Genomic DNA, 17,693 nt, shown 5'->3' on the forward strand with positions numbered 1-17,693 from the left:
CTCGCGCCGCCGCGCTCAGACGTCGAGGTGGTCGACCAGCTCGTCCGCCAGGCCCGTGTAGGTCGCCGGCGTCAGGTTGGTCAGCCGGGCCTTCGCGCCGTCCGAGATGTCCAGGCGGTTCACGAAGACGATCAGGTCCTGCTGGCCCACCCGCTTGCCCCGCGTGAGCTCCTTGAGCATCGCGTAGGGGTCCTCGATGTTCGACTGTCCGGCGGTGACCTCGGCGCGGATGACCGTCTGGATGGCCTCGGCGAGGACCTCCCAGTTGTGGTCGAGGTCGTCGGCGAGCTTGGCCTCGTTCACGGCGATCTCGCCCAGACCACGGCGCAGGTTGTCGAGCGCGAGCAGGGAGTGCCCGAACGCGACGCCGATGTTCCGCTGCGTCGTGGAGTCGGTCAGGTCGCGCTGCAGGCGGCTCGTCACGAGCGTCTCGGACAGCGTCGAGAAGAGCGCCGACGAGATCTCGAGGTTCGCCTCGGCGTTCTCGAACTTGATCGGGTTGATCTTGTGCGGCATGGTCGACGACCCGGTGGCACCCGCGACGGGGATCTGCGTGAAGTACCCCATCGAGATGTAGGTCCACACGTCGGTCGCCAGGTTGTGCAGGATCCGGTTGGCGTGACGCACCCGGTCGTACAGCTCGGCCTGCCAGTCGTGCGACTCGATCTGCGTGGTGAGCGGGTTCCACGTCAGGCCGAGGCCCTCGACGAACTCGCGGGACAGGGCGGGCCAGTCGGCCTCGGGGTCCGCGGCGAGGTGCGCGGAGAAGGTGCCGGTCGCGCCGGAGAACTTGCCGAGGTACTCGCCGCCCTCGATCTGGGCGAGCACGCGCTCGAGCCGGTAGACGACGACCGCGAGCTCCTTGCCGAGCGTCGTGGGGGTCGCCGGCTGGCCGTGCGTGTGCGAGAGCATCGGCACGCTCCGCAGCTCGACGGCGAGCGTCCGGAGCTTCTCGAGCACGGCCCGGAAGCCGGGGAGCCAGACCTGCTCGACGGTGTCCCGCACGGTGAGCGCGTAGGACAGGTTGTTGACGTCCTCGCTCGTGGCGGCGAAGTGGGTGAGCTCGGCGATCGCGTCGAGCCCGAGCTCGGACAGTCGGCGGCGCACGAAGTACTCGACGGCCTTCACGTCGTGACGGGTCGTCGCCTCGATCTCGGCGAGCTCCGCGATCTGGTCCTGGCCGAAGGTCTCGACGATCCGACGGAGTGCCGCCTTGTCGTCGACGCTGAGCGGCGACGTGGTGAACATGGCGTGGTCGGTCAGGAAGATGAGCCACTCGACCTCGACCACGATGCGCGCGCGGTTGAGGCCGGCCTCGGAGAGGTGCTCGCCCACCGTGTGCACGATCGGGTAGTAGCGCCCGTCGAGCGGGCTGATCGGCTGCGGGGGAAGGGGGGTCATGGGGCTCCCTGACGGACTGCCGGCTCGAGCTGGTGGAAGAGCGCCCGGCAGGCCCGTTCGACGGTCGAGAGCACTCGGTCGAACTCGTGCCGGTCCGCGTAGTACGGGTCCGGCACGTCGGCTTGCTGGGGCCAGGCGGCGTCGTACCGCAACAGGAGCGTCACCTTGGCGGAGTCGTCCATGGTCGGGGCCCACGAACGCAGGATGCGCTCGTGGGAGCGGTCGAGTGCGACCACCAGGTCGAGGTCCGGGAACCGGTCCGGGTCGAACTGACGGGCGCGATGCCTGCTGCCATCGTATCCGCGCGCCGCCAGCGCTGCGATCGTGCGCTCGTCGGCGGGTTCACCCACGTGCCAGTCACCCGTGCCGGCCGACTCCACCTGGAAACGGTCCGCGAGACCGGCGTCGGCGGCGATCTGCGCGAACACGACACCGGCCATGGGGGAGCGGCAGATGTTGCCGCTGCAGACGAACGAGACGCGGAACGGGGCGTCGACGTCCTGGGTCATGAGCACATCATGACGCAGGGCGGGGTCCTCCGCGACGTCCGCCGACCTCACGCCCGCTGGCGGTTGAGCACCGGCCGGGCGAAGAGCCCGATCAGCCAGGCGAAGACCGCGAGCACGAAGGCACCGACGATGCCCCAGCCGAAGGAGTCGACCTCGAGCCCGAAGCCGAATGCCTCTGAGATGCCGGCGACGATGAGCAACAGGATCGCGTTGACGACGAACGAGATGAGCCCGAGCGTCAGGATGTAGATCGGGAAGGCCACGATCCGGATCAGCGTGCCGATCACGGCGTTCACGAGGCCGAACACGAACGCCACGAGCAGGAAGGTGAGCACGGTCGCGGTGGTCCCGCCGTCACCGAAGGGCGTCACGGAGACGCCGCTGACGATCAGCGTGGTGAGCCAGAGCGCGAGGGCGTTGACGACGAGGCGGACGAGGAATCGCATGCGTCCATGATGCCCTCCGCCACCCGCGCACGGGCCGGTAGCCTGAACCCGTGACCGAGCAGCGTGTGCACATCCGGCCCGAGGTGGCCGTCCTCCCCGCCTACAAGCAGGGACGTCAGGCGTCCGACTCCGCCTTCAAGCTGTCGAGCAACGAGAACCCGTTCTCGCCGCTCCCCGGGGTCGTCCAGGCCGTGCAGGCCCAGACGTCGTTCAACCGCTACCCCGACGCCACCGCCCTCGCCCTGCGCGCCGTGCTGGCCAACCGCTTCGGGCTGACCGCCGAGCAGGTGCACGTCGCCCCGGGCAGCGTGGCGATCCTGCACGAGCTCGCCCGCGCCACCTCGGGCCCCGGTGACGAGATCGTCTACGCCTGGCGTTCGTTCGAGGCCTACCCGGGGGTCGTCACGGTCGCCGGTGCCACGAGCGTGCAGGTGCCGAACCGTGCCGACGGCGGGCACGACCTGGACGCGATGGCCGCTGCCGTCACCGAGCGCACCCGCATGGTGCTCGTCTGCTCACCGAACAACCCGACGGGGCCGATCGTGACCGCCGCGGAGTTCGACGCGTTCATGGCAGCGGTGCCGCAGTCGGTGCTGATCGTGCTCGACGAGGCATACGCCGAGTTCGTGACCGACGAGGCAGCGGTCCACGGCCACCCGCTGCTCGCCGCGCACCCCAACCTCGTGGTCCTCCGCACCTTCTCGAAGGCGTACGGGCTGGCCGGCCTCCGGGTGGGCTACGCGCTCGGTCCGGACTACGTCCTCGACGCCGTCCGTGCCTGCGCCATCCCACTGTCCGTGACCGCCCAGGGCCAGGCTGCAGCGCTCGCCAGCCTGGAACGCGAGGCCGAACTGCTCGAACGCGTGACCGAGATCGCGGCGCTGCGCGACCGGATCGTCGCCGAGCTCCGGGCCCAGGGTTGGGACGTCCCCGACGCCCAGGGCAACTTCCTCTGGCTGCCGACGGGGGACCGCACGGCAACCGCCGCGGCCGCGTTCGAGGACGCCGGGATCATCGTCCGGGCCTTCCCGCCGGAGGGCATCCGCATCTCGATCGGCGAGCACGAAGCTGTGGGAACGCTCCTCGAAACAGCCCGCTCACTTGTGGGGGACCTCCAGGTGGCCGACTAGTGCCTGGCGCTACGCTGGCCCGCATGTCATTCCGCGCCGCGGCTCCCGCGACGACCACCGTCCGGCTCCTCGACCCCCAGGGTCGGTTCGTGGAGACCGACGAGAACGCCGAGTTCGCCGCCGCCGCGCGAGCGATCCCGGACGAGACCCTGCTGGCGATGCACCGCCGCATGGTGCTCACCCGTCGGTTCGACCACGCCGGCCACAACCTGCAGCGCACCGGCCAGCTCGGCCTGTGGGTGCCCAGCCACGGGCAGGAAGCCGCGCAGACCGGCTCCGCCTTCGCCCTGCGCGCCCAGGACCACGTGTTCCCGTCGTACCGCGAGCACGCCGTCACGATGCACCGCGGCGTCGAGCCGATGGAGATCATCGCGATGTACCGCGGGCAGACCCACGGCGGGTGGGACCCGGACCAGCGCGGCAACACGCACATCTCCACTCTGGTGATCGGCTCGCAGACCCTGCACGCCACCGGGTACGCGCTCGGCCAGAAGCTCGACGGCGACGTCGGCACGGGCGACCCGGACCGCGACGCCTGCTCGATCGTCTACTTCGGCGACGGCGCCACCAGCCAGGGCGACGTGAACGAGGCCTTCGTGTTCTCCGCGTCCACCAAGGCCCCGGTCGTCTTCTTCCTGCAGAACAACCACTGGGCCATCTCGGTGCCGGTGTCGGTGCAGTCCCCGACGCCGCTCGTCGACCGCCCGCGCGGCTTCGGGATCCCGAGCGTCCTGATCGACGGCAACGACATCCTCGCGTCCTACACGGCCTCGGTCGTCGCGACCGAGCACGCTCGCAGCGGCCAGGGCCCGGCCTTCATCGAGGCCGACACCTACCGCATCGGTGCGCACACCAGCTCCGACGACCCGAGCCGGTACCGCGCCGACGGCGAGCTCGAGGAGTGGGTCCTCCGCGACCCGATCGTCCGGTCCGAGGCGTACCTGCGCTCGAAGGGTGCGACGGACGAGCAGTTCGCCGCGTTCGACGAAGAGGGCGAGGACATCGCCGCCGACGTCCGACGCCGCACCGTCGCCCTGACCGCACCGTCCGTCGACGTCATGTTCGACAACGTGTACCGCGAACCGCACCCGCGGATCACCGAGCAGAAGGCCTGGCTCGCCCAGTACGAGGCCGGCTTCGAAGGGGGCGCCCACGCATGAGCACCACCGAGCAGCTCTTCGACTACACCCTGCGCTCCCACCCGGGCGCCGGCGAGGTCCCGAGCGACCCCACCCCGACCCTGCCGATGGCCAAGGCCCTCAACGCCGGGCTCGCCGCGGCCATGGAAGCGGACGACAAGGTCCTGCTGATGGGCGAGGACATCGGCCAGCTGGGCGGCGTCTTCCGCATCACCGAGGGCCTGCAGGACCGCTTCGGTGCCGAGCGCGTGCGGGACACCCCGCTCGCCGAGGCCGGCATCATCGGCACCGCGATCGGCCTCGCCCTGCGCGGCTACCGCCCGGTCGTCGAGATCCAGTTCGACGGCTTCGTGTGGCCCGGTTTCGACCAGATCACCTCGCAGCTCGCGAAGATGGCGAACCGCCTGCCGGCGCACATGTCGTTGCCCGTCGTCATCCGCATCCCCTACGGCGGCCACATCGGCGCCGTGGAACACCACCAGGAGTCCCCCGAGGCGTACTTCGCGCACACCCCGGGTCTGCGGGTCGTCAGCCCGAGCACCCCGAACGACGCCTACTGGATGATCCAGGAAGCCATCGCGTCCAAGGACCCGGTGGTCTTCCTCGAGCCGAAGTCGCGCTACTGGCCCAAGGGCCAGGTGGACCTGGTCGACGGCCACGTCCCGATGCACACCACCCGCGTCGCCCGCACCGGCACCGAGGTCACCCTCGTCGGCCACGGCGCGATGGTCGCCACCCTGATGCAGGCCGCGGACATCGCCGAGGCCGAGGGCACCAGCTGCGAGGTCATCGACCTCCGCTCGATCTCGCCGATCGACTGGGAGCCGCTGGTCGCATCGGTCCGCAAGACCGGTCGCCTGGTCATCGCGCAAGAGGCCTCCGGCTTCGTCAGCGTCGGCAGCGAGATCGCCGCGACCGTCGCCGAGCGGGCGTTCTACACGATGCAGGCACCGCCGCTCCGGGTCTCCGGGTTCGACGTGCCGTTCCCGGTCTCGAAGCTCGAGCACCTGCACCTGCCGGATGCGGACCGCATCCTCGAGGCCGTCGACCGCGCCCTCGCCTACTGACCCGTCCGACCGAGGACCCGTCCGACCGAGCTCGACCAGATCCACGAAGGAGCCGTAGTGGCCGCCGCCGAATTCCCCCTGCCCGACGTGGGTGAAGGTCTCACCGAGGCCGAGATCGTGCAGTGGCGCGTCGCGATCGGCGACGAGATCGCCGTCGACCAGGTGCTCGTCGAGATCGAGACCGCGAAGTCGCTGGTCGAGCTGCCGTCGCCGTTCGCCGGCACCGTCACCGGCCTGCTGGTGTCCGAGGGTGACACGGTCGAGGTCGGCAAGCCGATCATCCGCGTCGACTCGGACGCGTCGGTCGCGTCCGGAGCCGCGCTCACGCCCCCTGCCGAGCAGCCTGTCGAGCAGCCCGTCGAGCAGCCTGGAGGCGCGACGCCCGTCGCCCAGACCGCCCCGGTCTCGCCGGTGGTCGCGTCCACCCCTCCGGCCGCCGCCGCCCCGTCGGCCCCGGTCGCGCAGACCCCTCCCGCTCCCGCGGCAGCCGCGGCCCCGGCACCGGTCGCGCCTGCTCCGGCTGCTGCCCCCGCGGCAGCTGCGGCACCCGCGACGCCGGCCCGGCCGGTCGCGGTCGACGCCTCCGTCCACGGGACGGACGAGTCCTCCGGCGCCGTCCTCGTCGGCTACGGCTCGGCGACCTCGTCGCCGTCCCGTCGCAAGCCGGGCGCCCGCCGGGCCGCAGCGCTCGCGGCTGAGGCGAGCCGTGCCTCCAGTGCGGACACCGCGGCGGCGGCCGAAGCCTCCGTCGACCCGGGCGAGGAGCGCACGGCCGAGGCCATCAGCGCTCTCGGGACGGGCTCCGCGCACAAGCAGAGCACCGCGACCAACGTGCTGGCGAAGCCGCCGATCCGGAAGCTCGCGAAGGACCTCGGCGTCGAACTGACCGAGATCGTCGCGACCGGTCTCGCCGGCGAGGTCACCCGCGACGACGTCATCCGGCACGCGAAGCAGGCCAGCGTCTTCCGCAACATCGAGACGCCCGAGTGGGGCGAGGTCCGCAGCGAGACGATCCCGGTCAAGGGCGTCCGCAAGGCCATTGCCACCGCGATGACGACGTCCGCGTTCACGGCACCGCACGTGTCGCTCTTCGTCGACGTCGACGCGACCCACACGATGGAGTTCGTCAAGCGGCTCAAGGCCTCGCCGACGTTCGCCGGCGTCAAGGTCTCGCCGCTGCTCATCGTCGCGAAGGCCGTCATCTGGGCCGTCCGCCGCAACCGTTCGGTGAACTCGACCTGGACCGACCGCGAGATCATCGTCCACCACTTCGTGAACCTCGGCATCGCCGCGGCGACCCCCCGCGGGCTCATCGTGCCGAACATCAAGGACGCGCAGGACATGTCGCTGCTCGAGCTGGCGCAGGCGCTCGAGGAACTCACCCTGACCGCCCGCGACGGGAAGACGACGCCGAAGCAGATGGCGAACGGCACCGTGTCGATCACGAACATCGGTGTGTTCGGCATGGACACCGGCACCCCGATCCTCAACCCGGGCGAGGTCGCGATCGTCGCCATGGGCACGATCAAGCCGAAGCCGTGGGTCGTCGACGGCGAGGTCCGCTCGCGCATGGTGACGACCATCGGTGCCTCGTTCGACCACCGGGTCGTCGACGGTGACGTGGCCTCCCGCTTCGTGCACGACGTCGCTTCGGTGCTCGAGGAGCCCGCGCTCCTGCTCGACTGAGCGCCGGTCAGCGGCTCTCTCGTCGGTCGTTCCGCTTCGTGAGCAGAAATGGTCGGGTTGCTTCGAGCCACTCGACCATTTCTGTTCCCCATCTGCGGGCTTCCGCAAACGTCGCGTGGTGTTCACACGGATGTCGGGGGTCGGCGGCATGATCAGTGCATGGTCCACCAGCTCCTGACCCCCTCGCAGGAGATCCGAACGGATCGCCTCCTGCTCGCCCCGCTGACGCCGGCCGACATCGACGACGTGCACGCGCTCTTCTCGGACGCCCGCACGTGGCAGCACCTGCCCACCGGACGGCACGTGGCGCGGAGCTCGAGTGTGGACATGGTCCAGCGCAAGATCGGCGGTCGTGCGCGGCACGGCCTCGGGTCGTGGGCTGTCCGCAGCGCCTCGGACCACGCCTTCGTCGGCGTCGGGGGGATCGACATGACCGCCGGCGGGGTCTGGAACCTCGGCTACCGCCTGGCGCCGGCCGCCTGGGGGCAGGGTTTCGCGTCCGAGATCGCGCTCGCTGCCGTCCGTGCCGCCGGCGACACCGCTCCCGACGTCCCGGTGACCGGCCGGGTGCTCACGAACAACCCTGCTTCCGCCGCTGTACTGCGTCGAGCTGGGCTGTCGCTGGTGTGGCAGGGGGCTCCCGCCGCGCAGAACCGTGCGGCCGCCGGCGTCGAGGGGCAGGTCTGGACCGATCGGCTGCTCTCCGACGAGCAGTTCGCCTGGCTCGTCGCCAACGCCTGACCCGTCAGCGAGCGGGTCCACTGAGCGTGATGCTCCGTGCGGCGCGCGCTTCGACCGATGACGAGTGTGTCGCGATCAGGACGGCCGCTCCGTCGGCCGCCAGTTCGTCCAGCAGGTCGAGCACCATCGCGGCGTTGCCGTCGTCGAGGGCACTCGTCGGCTCGTCCGCGAGGATGACCGACGGACGCTTCACCAGGAGCCGTGCCATCGCGACGCGCTGCTGCTCGCCGCCGCTGAGCTCGTGGACCCGGTCGGTTCCGCGTCCGGCCAGACCGACACGTTCCAGGGCCTCACCCGTCCGGAGGCCTCGGTGTCTCCGCCGTCCGTCCGGCAGGCGAACCACGTCGACGTTCGACTGGACCGTCATGTCGGGTACCAACCCGAAGTCCTGGAACAGGTACCCGAGGTGGCGCCGCCGGATCAGTCGTGCTCGCCGCTCGTTCGAGCCTGCCGACTCACCGTTGATCCGGATCGTGCCGCCGTCGAGCGCATCGATGTGCCCGACACAGTCGAGCAGCGTCGACTTCCCGCAGCCGCTCGGCCCGACCAAGCCGACGATCTCACCCCGTGCCACATCGAACGTCAGGTCGTGCCACAGTGCATGGCCTCCGCGACGCTTCGACGCGTTCCGTACCTCGATCATCGTGATCCGTTCCCTCGGTTGCGTGCAGTCCTCCGTGCCGTGACGGCCATGACGACGAGGCTGGTGGCGCTCACCGCCGCGAGTGTCACGAGGGCGAGCGCCGCGGCGACTCCGGCCGACTGCACGACCGGGTCGAGTGCCGATCTGAGCCCGCTTCCGTCCGGCCGTTGCGACCACCAGGTGTTGACGACGGCGATGACGGCGATCGATACCAGGCCGGCTTCGATCGTCAACAGGCCAGCATCGGTGCGGACGGGCGAGACGCCACTGGTGAACTTCGCGAACATCGCGCGGCCGTGACGGCGTCGGTGCGCGATCGTGGCGACCATACCGAGCATGACGCTGACGGCGAGGGTGCTGACCAGGGTGCCCGTCCCGATCGCCACGGTCATCGCTGCATGCCGTGCCTGTTCCGCCGCAGACTGACCCACCGCGACGACCGCGCTGAACTCGGTGCGGAGGCCCGATGCGCCGATCGACCGCTCGGCGGCAGCACGGGATGTGAAGACGACGTCTCCGGTCGACAACCACGATCCGAGTTCATCGGCCGAGAAGACGTCGCCCGGTGTGGGGACGACCACGATCACGGCGTCTTCGAGCCACGCGCGCGACGACGCGTCGTCCGGGTACGAGTAGACCTGCTGACGTGCCAGCGTGCCACCGGTGACGTGCTCGAGGAGGGCCGCGGGTGCGTCCCGCAACTGCCATTCGGTCAAGCCCTCGACGAGCCGCTCGCGGGAGAGGCCACTGTCGGCGGGCATCCACACGGCGATCTCCGCGCCGTCGGTGGTGATGCGGGCCCCGTCCTCGGAACGGACGTCCTGCAGGTCGAGGTAGCCCTGGTCGACGACGAGCGCAGGGACCGTGGACTTCCCGCTGCCACTCGACACCTCGACCGCAGCGGCGAGGAACGCATCACGCCGTTCGAGTGCCCCGCCGGCGAAGTCACCGATGCTGTCCCAGTAGGCCTGCTCCTCGACCGGGCGCGGATCCGGGGTGACCCAGAGCTGGACGGTTTCGCCGGCCGCCCGCAGATCCCGTTCAGCCGTCCCCTGTCGTGCGGTGGTCACCGCGCCGGTCAGTTCGAAGACGGCCGCGACGAGCACCAGCAGCGCGGGCACCCGCGCGATCTGTGCGACGAGCAGGAGCGCGCCCGCTGGTCGAGCGCCTCGCAGTGCGCCGACCAACGGCTGTCGGCACGCGACCACCGTGCCCATCGTGTGCGCGACGACGACCGGTACGAGCAGCCCCACGCAGAACGCGGAGATCGCGACGGCGAGGGTCGCCGCCGAAGCGAGCCCGTTGTAGAACCAGAGCCCGATGGCGGCGACGGGTACCCCGATGGCGGTGACGAGCACGGCGGTCCGGAGCTCAGCCAGTTCCTGGATGACGATGGCGGCTGTGGTGTCTCCGTGCAGTCGGCGGACTGCGCTGCGGCGAGGGGCCCCGACGGTCGTCATCAGGCAGAGCGCCACGCATCCCGAGACGAGTGCTCCGACCAGGGCCAGGGTCTGATCCAGGCCGTCGGTGACGCCGATGCGTTGCAGGAGCGGCACGCGCTCCACGCTGACCTCGTACCCGGCGTCGGCCAGTGCGCGCACGGTGGCTCGCCGAGCGTCGTCGTCCCCGAATACCGAGTACGAGCCGGTCGGGTCGAACTGGTCGAGTTCCGACATCGGACGGACGGTGGTGACCATCGACCTCGTGAAGTCCTCGTACCCGTCGAGGAGCCAGCCGGCACCGCGGCTCGAAGGCGCGTCGGTGACGAGCGCCACGCGGCGCGTCGTCGGAGCCGCGCGGTCCGCCACCATCCGCGCGATCGTCGCGTGCTCGGCCTCGGCGACCTGCTCGAGTGCGGTCGCGACCCGCTGGTTCGATCCGGTCTCGGCACCGGCGGCAGCGGTCACCACGGACGAGGCGCCCACGATGCCGGCTTCGCTGACCTGCACCAGGCCGACGAAGCCCAGGACGGAAGCCAGGAGGGGTGGGACGAGGTAGGCGAGCGTCACCGAGCGGATGTTCATGGTCCCCCTTGCGGCGAGCGTGAGCCGGAGCGGACGGTCGCTCGGGACCGCCCGCTCCCGGTCTCAGCAGTTGTGGTAGTACGCCTTGTTGCCGCTGCGTGCCTTCGGTGTCATCGCCATCGCGTACCGGCCGCCTGGCACGTTCGTGACGCGCTTCGACTTCTTGCCGACCGCAGTCGCGCCGTGGCACCGCTTCTCGCGGAAGTAGTTCGACCAGGTGTCGTCCTTGCCGACGCCCCACTGCCAGAAGCTCCCGCCCCCGCCGTCGTTGTTGGTACCGATGCCGCTGGTCTCACCGCCTGCACTCCCGCCGGATGCAGCGACGGCCACTCCGCCGGCTTCCGACCCTGATCCCATGACCTCGAACTGCGCAGCTGAGGCCGCCGTCGCAGTGCCCGTGATCAGGCCGACGGTGAGACCGAGGCCGACGAGCATCTTCGTTCTGGACTTGCGCACGACTGTTTCCTCCCATGTGCCCCCCGATGAGGCTCGACCGATCGTGGCAGCCATGCACAACTGATGTCAAGAATCTGAAATGCATGTGTCACCGAGACCGGGTTGGCTGACGTTGGTCTTCCCGGCCTGACTCGCTACTGTGATGGGGACTGGTCATGTCCGCGCATGACCACCGCCCAGGACCAGCAACGGAGCACGAGGGACGCATGACGAGCCGCATCACCGAGGGTGCCGAACCGAAGCACCAGCAGCTGCGGCGCATCCTGCTCGACCTCGTCACCACGCGGCTGGCTCCCGGTGCTGCGATCCCGTCCGAACGGCAGCTCATCGCCGAGTACGGCGTCTCACGGATCACCGTGCGTGAGGCCCTCGGGCAGCTGGTCAACGAGGGCTACCTGGAGCGCGTCCGTGGCAAGGGCACCTTCGTGGCGCACCGGCCCGTGCAGTCGACGCTGCACCTCGCCTCGTTCACCGAGGAGATGCGGGCGATGGGACACGAGCCGACCACCGTCGTGCTCGTGCGCGAGGAGCGGGTGCCGCCGGCCGACACTGCGGCGGCCCTGCGGATCGACCCCGACGTGCCGGCCTTCCACGTGAAGCGCCTGCGGATGGCCGATGGTGCCCCGGTGTCGATCGACGACGCCTGGCTCGTGGCCGATGCGTTCCCGGGCCTGCTCGACCACGACCTGTCGGGGTCGGTGTACTCGATCATCGCCACGGAGTACGGCACCCCGATCGACCGCGCGCAGCAGACCGTCGCGGCGAACCCGGCGGCCGACGACGTCGCGACGCTGCTCGGCACGAAGACCGGAGCGCCGGTGCTCGAGTTCGACCGGGTGTCGTACGCGGGGGAGCGGCCCGTGGAGCACACCCGCAGCTGGTACCGCTCGGACCGCTACCGCGTGCAGATGGAGGTCACCGCGACCCCCGCGGTCGCGTAGTCCGCCCGACAACGCGAAAGCGACTGTGTGCTGCGGGTGTTCCGCAGTACCCAGTCGCTCTGGCGAGGAAGAACCCCTAGACCTCGTACAGGGTGTCGCCGTCGAGCACCGTGGTGCCGACGGTTCCCTGGTCGATGCTGTCCGGCGTCGAACCGAGCACGACGACCGGGCAGATCGGCGAGTACCCGGCAGCCGAGATCACCGAGGGGGTGAACCGGACGACGGGGTCGCCGGCGGTGACGGTGTCGCCCTCGGTCGCGAGGAGCTCGAAGCCCTCGCCGGCGAGCTTCACTGTGTCGATGCCGACGTGCACCAGGACGTCGGCACCAGCGGCACCCTGCAGGGCGAATGCGTGCGGGTGCAGCTTGACGATGGTGCCGTCGACGGGGGCCACCGCGGTGACCGCACCCTCGACACCCGTCGGGTCGACCGCGACGCCGGCGCCGACGAGCTGCCCGGCGAACACGGGGTCGGGCACGTCGGCGAGGGCGACGACCGGTCCGCCGAAGGGGGTGCGGACGACGGTCACAGTTCGTCCTGGATGTCCTGCGCGAGGTTGTCGGCGACCGTGCCGACGATGACCTGCCAGCCGGTGCCGCCACCGACGACGGCCTGGGCTCCGGCTGCCTGCAGGGCGGCCTTGTCGACCAGGTCCCCGTCCTCGACCTCGACGCGGAGGCGCGTGATGCAGCCCTCGACCTCTTCGATGTTCTCGGCGCCGCCGAGTGCGGCGATGATGTCGGCTGCCTTGATGTCGGCCATCGTTTCCTCCTCGTTAAGGGTTTGCGTCGCAGGTTGACACCGGACCGCTCTCGGATCAGACTACGGAACTGGTCATGACCGGACAGGACCGGACCTGGCGACACCGCCGAGGTTACCTGCGCTGGCTGCACGACTCAACTCACCCCGACAGCTCCACCCAATGACGAGAGGACCTCCGATGAGCGCCACCACTGCCGCGGATGTGCCGGAGAAGAAGAAGCCGAAGAAGCAGTCACGGCTGTTCGCACAAGCCCAGCGCCTCGGACGGAGCCTGCTCCTGCCGATCGCGGTCATGCCCGCCGCGGGCATCCTGCTCCGCATCGGCCAGCCAGACCTCCTCGGGGCGATCCCCGGCTTCGGCAAGTGGGCCGGAGTCATCTCGGCTGCTGGCAACGGTGTCTTCAACTGGCTGCCGTTGCTCTTCGCGGTGGGCATCGCGATCGGCTGGGCGAAGAAGTCGGACGGCACCACCGCCCTCGCCGCGGTCGTCGGCTACATGGTCATGTTCGAGGTCTGGAAGGTGATGTCGCCGATCGTCCTCGACGGCGTGAAGGACGCCAACGGCGACCAGGCGATGATCAACTTCGGGGTGCTCGGCGGCATCGTGATGGGGCTCGTCTCCGCGGTCATGTGGGAGAAGTTCCACCGTACGAAGATGCCCGACTTCCTGGGGTTCTTCTCGGGCCGCCGCCTCGTCCCCATCCTCACCGCGGTCGCGGGTCTCGTCATCGCCGTCGCGATGTCGTTCGTCTACCGCTACTTCGACATCGCGCTGACCGCGGCGGGGACGGCCGTGGCCGACAACGCCGTCATCGGCGGCGGCATCTTCGGCTTCGTGAACCGCATGCTCATCCCGATCGGGCTGCACCAGCTGCTCAACTTCTTCCCGTGGTTCCAGCTCGGCAGCTTCACGGGCGCGGACGGCGTGATCTACCACGGCGACATCGCTCGGTTCCTCAACGGCGACCCGACCGCCGGCATCTTCCAGACCGGCTTCTTCCCGATCATGATGTTCGCGCTGCCCGCCGGTGCCCTGGCGATCTGGCGCAACGCCAAGCCGCAGAACCGCAAGCTCGTCGGCGGCATCATGATCTCCGCCGCACTGACCTCGTTCGTGACGGGCATCACCGAGCCGCTCGAGTACTCGTTCATGTTCGTCGCGTTCCCGCTCTACGTGATCCACGCGGTGCTCACGGGTACGTCCCTCGCCCTGGTGAACGCCCTGGGGATCCACGACGGCTTCTCGTTCTCGGCCGGTGCGATCGACTACGTGCTGAACTTCGGCAAGGCGGACGGTGCGATCTGGCTCATCCCGATCGGCCTCGGCTACGCGGTCGTCTACTACTTCCTGTTCAGTTTCGTGATCAAGAAGTGGAACCTCCGCACGCCCGGGCGTGAAGAGGACACGATCGCCGAGAACACGATCGACGCGGCCACCAAGCCGTAGACGCGAGCGTCTCTGAAACGGGAGGCCCGGTGCCAGCTGGCACCGGGCCTCCCGTCCGTCTCGCGGTCGCGCTGAGAGCCCTCATAGCGGTTTTGACAATCGTTATCAGTAGGCGTTAGCGTCGTGCCATGCACAACCGCCTCCTCGCCCTCCCGCTCGTCGCCGGCGCCGCCGCGCTCGCCCTGACCGGGTGCGCCACCTCATCTGCCTCGGGGGAGGCCACCAGCAGCGACGGCACGATCAACGTCGTCGCCTCCACGAACGTCTACGGCTCGATCGTCAAGAGCATCGGTGGCGACGCCGTCACCGTCACGAGCATCCTGAGTGACCCGTCGCAGGACCCGCACTCCTTCGAGTCGAGTGCCCGCACGCAGCTCTCCGTGTCGAAGGCCGACCTGCTCATCGAGAACGGTGGCGGCTACGACGACTTCATGACGACGCTCGCGAACGCCTCGGACACCAAGGCCGACACGATCAACGTCGTGAAGCTCTCCGGCCTCGACAAGGGCGGGAGTGCCGAGTTCAACGAGCACGTCTTCTACAGCTACCCCACGATGGTGAAGCTGGTCGAGGCGGTCACGAAGGACCTCAGCGCACTCGACGAGAGCGGCAAGGACGCGTTCCAGAAGAACGCCGCCACGCTCACCACCAAGCTCCAGGACCTCGAGTCCCAGACCGACGCCGTCAAGAAGCAGGACGCCGGCGACAAGGTGGCGTACACCGAGCCGGTGCCCGGGTACCTGTTCGACGCGATGGGCCTCGAGAACGAGACCCCGCCCGCCTTCTCCGAGGCCATCGAGGAAGGCGACGACGTCCCGCCGGCGGCCCTCCGCGACACCCTCGCGCTGTTCACCGGCAAGCGCGTGCAGCTCCTCGCCTACAACAACCAGGCGTCGAGCCCCGAGACCGAACAGGTCCAGAAGGCCGCCGAGCAGAACGACATCCCCGTCGTCGGTGTCACGGAGACGCTCCCCAAGGGGCAGGATTACGTCTCGTGGCAGCAGGCGAACATCGACGCGGTGAAGGCAGCGCTCCAGAAGTGACGACCTCGACCGCAGCAGCGGCGACCCACGGCCCGGCGACCACCTCGGTGGACGACCGGGCTGCGGCTCGTCCGGTCCTCGCGCTCCGCGACGCCGGGTTGTCCTACGGCGCCCGGAAGCTCTGGGCAGGCCTCGACCTCGACCTCGCGCCGGGGGAGTTCGTCGCGGTCCTCGGGCCGAACGGCGCCGGCAAGACCTCACTGCTCCGAACGGTCCTCGGGCAGCAGCGGCTGACGAGCGGGACGATGTCGTTCCTCGGGCAGCCCGTGCACCGCGGCCACCGGAAGATCGGCTACATCCCGCAGCAGCGCCTGATGGAAGCCGGGACACCCCTGCGCGCACGGGACATGGTCGCCCAGGGCGTGACCGGACACCGATGGGGCATCCGGCGGGCCTCGAAGGCCGACCGGGCACGCATCGACCGGGTCCTCGACGAGGTCGGCGCCACCGCGTTCGCGGACGCCCCCGTCGCCGAGCTCTCCGGTGGCGAGCAGCAGCGCACGCGTGTCGGGCAGGCCATCGCCGCCGACCCCGCCCTGCTGCTCTGCGACGAACCCCTCATCTCCCTCGACCTGCGGCACCAGCGCGGGATCACCGAGCTCATCGACCGCGAGCGCCGGCAGCGCCAGGCCGCCGTGCTCTTCGTGACCCACGACGTGAACCCGATCCTCGACGTCGTCGACCGCGTGCTCTACATCGCCGGGGGCCGGTTCCGGATCGGTTCGCCCGACGAGGTCCTGCGCGCCGACGTCCTGAGCGACCTGTACGGCACGCCCGTCGACGTCGTCCGCACCATGGGGCGCATCGTCATCGTCGGGGCGAACGAGGCCCACGAGCACCACCCGGGCGAGGTCGACCCGCACGCCGACCAGCCCGACGACGGGCGGATCTGATGGACCTGCTGTCGACCGTCTTCTCGTTCCAGGACTACGGCCAGCTCCTCGTGCTGGTGCAGAACTCGATCTGGGCCGGCGCGGTGCTCGGCATCGTCGGCGGGCTCATCGGCCCGTTCGTCGTCGCCCGGAACATGCCGTTCGCCGTGCACGGCATCTCGGAGCTCTCGTTCGCCGGAGCCAGTGCGTCGCTGCTGCTCGGGGTGAACGTCGTCTCCGGCTCGCTCGTCGGCTCGGTCGTCGCCGCCCTGCTCATCGGTCTGCTGGGCTCCAGGGCCCGGGAACGCAACTCGATCATCGCCGTCCTCATGCCGTTCGGGCTCGGGCTCGGCATCCTCTGCCTGGCGCTCTACAAGGGCCGTGCCGCGAACAAGTTCGGCTTGCTCACCGGGCAGATCGTCTCGGTCGACAACCCGCAGCTGACGGTCCTGATCGTGGTCGCCGCGATCGTCGTCGCGACGCTGCTCGTCATCTGGCGTCCGCTGATGTTCGCCTCGGTCGATCCCGACGTGGCTGCGGCCGCGGGGATCCCGGTCCGCACCCTGGCGATCGTGTTCATGCTCGTGCTCGGACTGGCCACCGCCGTGTCGGTGCAGATCGTCGGGGCGCTGCTCGTGCTGTCCCTGCTCGTCACCCCGGCCGCCGCGGCGCTGCGCCTCAGCTCGCACCCGGTCGTCGTGCCGGTGCTGTCGACGGTGTTCGCGGTGACGTCGGTCGTCGGTGGCATCCTGCTCGCACTGGGCGGCGGACTGCCGATCAGCCCCTACGTGACGACCATCTCGTTCGCGATCTGGGTGGTCTGCCGGATCATCGGGTCGCGACGCGACAAGCGGGGACGCAACCGTGTCGCCGGCCGGGGCCAGCGTGGCGGGGACGAGCCGGGCCTCCCGGCAGGGACGACGTCGACAGCCGGTCGGAAGGAAGAGGTGCCAGCATGAACGCCGTGCAGAAGACGAAGCGGAACACGTGGCAACGCGAAGCGGTGCGCGGCGCCCTCGACTCCACCGAGGGGTTCGTCAGCGCGCAGGCGCTGCACCAGCACCTGCGGGACGAGGGCTCGACCATCGGCCTGGCCACCGTCTACCGGGCGCTCGCCGACCTGGCGACCGAGGGCGGTGCCGACTCGCTGCAGCAGGACGGCGAATCGCTCTACCGGGCCTGCACGACGGACACGCACCACCACCACCTGATCTGCCGGAACTGCGGTCGGACCGTCGAGATCGAGGCGGACCCGGTGGAGCAGTGGGCGCAGGACGTCGCCGCCGCCAACGGGTTCACCAACGCCAGCCACGTCGTCGACATCTTCGGCGACTGCGCCGTGTGCACGGCCGCCCGCGCGACGGACCCGACCGGCGAGTAACCTGC

The 17,693-nt window shown here is 70.0% G+C and carries 19 protein-coding genes; 11 read left to right on the plus strand and 8 right to left on the minus strand.

The window, feature by feature from the left end; all coding sequences use genetic code 11:
- Positions 1-15: 15 nt before the first annotated feature.
- From purB to MXD64_RS02010, 3 genes are read right to left on the minus strand one after another with little or no spacing between them, the layout of a single operon-like run.
- Complete coding sequence (gene purB / locus MXD64_RS02000; protein ID WP_262118322.1) at positions 16-1,401, minus strand: adenylosuccinate lyase; 1,386 nt, start codon at positions 1,399-1,401, stop codon at positions 16-18.
- A complete protein-coding gene (locus tag MXD64_RS02005; RefSeq protein ID WP_017886476.1) occupies positions 1,398-1,910 on the minus strand; it encodes a low molecular weight protein-tyrosine-phosphatase in 513 nt (170 codons plus the stop codon). The genes purB and MXD64_RS02005 overlap by 4 nt, the downstream gene beginning before the upstream one ends.
- 47 nt (positions 1,911-1,957) lie before the next feature.
- On the minus strand, positions 1,958-2,356 hold the full coding sequence (locus MXD64_RS02010) for a phage holin family protein (RefSeq protein ID WP_017886475.1): 399 nt from the start codon (positions 2,354-2,356) through the stop codon (positions 1,958-1,960).
- Between the two features lie 50 nt (positions 2,357-2,406).
- Between MXD64_RS02010 and MXD64_RS02015 the strand changes: the two genes are divergently transcribed.
- The 5 genes from MXD64_RS02015 to MXD64_RS02035 all read left to right on the plus strand — a co-directional run bounded on the left by MXD64_RS02015 (position 2,407) and on the right by MXD64_RS02035 (position 8,119).
- Positions 2,407-3,486 (plus strand): histidinol-phosphate transaminase, encoded by a 1,080-nt coding sequence (locus MXD64_RS02015; RefSeq protein WP_214519169.1) that lies wholly within the window; start codon positions 2,407-2,409, stop codon positions 3,484-3,486.
- A 23-nt stretch (positions 3,487-3,509) separates the two neighbouring features.
- Entirely contained in the window at positions 3,510-4,646 is a 1,137-nt protein-coding gene (locus MXD64_RS02020; RefSeq protein WP_259551563.1) for a thiamine pyrophosphate-dependent dehydrogenase E1 component subunit alpha, read from the plus strand.
- 86 nt (positions 4,647-4,732) lie between these two features.
- On the plus strand, positions 4,733-5,692 hold the full coding sequence (locus tag MXD64_RS02025; RefSeq protein WP_031259385.1) for an alpha-ketoacid dehydrogenase subunit beta: 960 nt from the start codon (positions 4,733-4,735) through the stop codon (positions 5,690-5,692).
- A gap of 57 nt (positions 5,693-5,749) precedes the next feature.
- On the plus strand, positions 5,750-7,378 hold the full coding sequence (locus MXD64_RS02030) for a dihydrolipoamide acetyltransferase family protein (RefSeq protein WP_263137069.1): 1,629 nt from the start codon (positions 5,750-5,752) through the stop codon (positions 7,376-7,378).
- A 159-nt stretch (positions 7,379-7,537) separates the two neighbouring features.
- The gene (locus MXD64_RS02035) at positions 7,538-8,119 is read left to right on the plus strand and encodes a GNAT family N-acetyltransferase (protein WP_056069697.1); all 582 of its coding nucleotides are present in this window, start codon (positions 7,538-7,540) and stop codon (positions 8,117-8,119) included.
- Positions 8,120-8,123: 4 nt separating this feature from the next.
- Here MXD64_RS02035 and MXD64_RS02040 read toward each other — a convergent pair whose 3' ends face one another.
- From MXD64_RS02040 to MXD64_RS02050, 3 genes are all read right to left on the minus strand, one after another.
- Positions 8,124-8,762, minus strand: coding sequence for an ABC transporter ATP-binding protein (locus MXD64_RS02040; protein ID WP_017886469.1), 639 nt, complete (start codon positions 8,760-8,762; stop codon positions 8,124-8,126).
- A complete protein-coding gene (locus tag MXD64_RS02045; RefSeq protein WP_056069694.1) occupies positions 8,759-10,786 on the minus strand; it encodes a hypothetical protein in 2,028 nt (675 codons plus the stop codon). The genes MXD64_RS02040 and MXD64_RS02045 overlap by 4 nt, the downstream gene beginning before the upstream one ends.
- A gap of 63 nt (positions 10,787-10,849) precedes the next feature.
- Entirely contained in the window at positions 10,850-11,242 is a 393-nt protein-coding gene (locus MXD64_RS02050) for a lactococcin 972 family bacteriocin (protein WP_161598079.1), read from the minus strand.
- A gap of 206 nt (positions 11,243-11,448) precedes the next feature.
- On the opposite strand from MXD64_RS02050, the gene MXD64_RS02055 reads away from it, so the two are divergent.
- Positions 11,449-12,183, plus strand: a complete 735-nt coding sequence (locus MXD64_RS02055; RefSeq protein WP_017886466.1) for a GntR family transcriptional regulator — start codon at positions 11,449-11,451, stop codon at positions 12,181-12,183.
- 76 nt (positions 12,184-12,259) lie between these two features.
- On the opposite strand, the gene MXD64_RS02060 is transcribed toward MXD64_RS02055, so the two are convergent.
- Positions 12,260-12,712: a PTS sugar transporter subunit IIA gene (locus tag MXD64_RS02060; protein ID WP_017886465.1), complete on the minus strand. Its 453-nt coding sequence runs from the start codon at positions 12,710-12,712 to the stop codon at positions 12,260-12,262.
- Positions 12,709-12,945: a PTS transporter subunit EIIB gene (locus MXD64_RS02065; protein WP_017886464.1), complete on the minus strand. Its 237-nt coding sequence runs from the start codon at positions 12,943-12,945 to the stop codon at positions 12,709-12,711. The genes MXD64_RS02060 and MXD64_RS02065 overlap by 4 nt, the downstream gene beginning before the upstream one ends.
- Before the next feature lie 178 nt (positions 12,946-13,123).
- Between MXD64_RS02065 and MXD64_RS02070 the strand changes: the two genes are divergently transcribed.
- The 5 genes from MXD64_RS02070 (at position 13,124) to MXD64_RS02090 (ending at position 17,688) form a co-directional block, all read left to right on the plus strand.
- Positions 13,124-14,392, plus strand: a complete 1,269-nt coding sequence (locus tag MXD64_RS02070) for a PTS transporter subunit EIIC (RefSeq protein ID WP_017886463.1) — start codon at positions 13,124-13,126, stop codon at positions 14,390-14,392.
- Positions 14,393-14,520: 128 nt separating this feature from the next.
- Complete coding sequence (locus MXD64_RS02075; protein WP_017886462.1) at positions 14,521-15,435, plus strand: metal ABC transporter solute-binding protein, Zn/Mn family; 915 nt, start codon at positions 14,521-14,523, stop codon at positions 15,433-15,435.
- Positions 15,436-15,482: 47 nt separating this feature from the next.
- Positions 15,483-16,328 carry a metal ABC transporter ATP-binding protein gene (locus tag MXD64_RS02080; RefSeq protein WP_042538396.1) on the plus strand — a complete coding sequence of 282 codons (846 nt, stop codon included), beginning with the start codon at positions 15,483-15,485 and terminating at the stop codon, positions 16,326-16,328.
- The gene (locus tag MXD64_RS02085; RefSeq protein WP_017886460.1) at positions 16,328-17,266 is read left to right on the plus strand and encodes a metal ABC transporter permease; all 939 of its coding nucleotides are present in this window, start codon (positions 16,328-16,330) and stop codon (positions 17,264-17,266) included. The genes MXD64_RS02080 and MXD64_RS02085 overlap by 1 nt, the downstream gene beginning before the upstream one ends.
- Positions 17,263-17,688, plus strand: coding sequence for a Fur family transcriptional regulator (locus MXD64_RS02090; protein WP_017886459.1), 426 nt, complete (start codon positions 17,263-17,265; stop codon positions 17,686-17,688). The genes MXD64_RS02085 and MXD64_RS02090 overlap by 4 nt, the downstream gene beginning before the upstream one ends.
- Positions 17,689-17,693 lie beyond the last annotated feature (5 nt).

Origin of the sequence: Curtobacterium sp. Arg-1, from assembly GCF_025643395.1 — a bacterium.
GTDB classification, from domain to species: Bacteria; Actinomycetota; Actinomycetes; order Actinomycetales; family Microbacteriaceae; genus Curtobacterium; species Curtobacterium poinsettiae.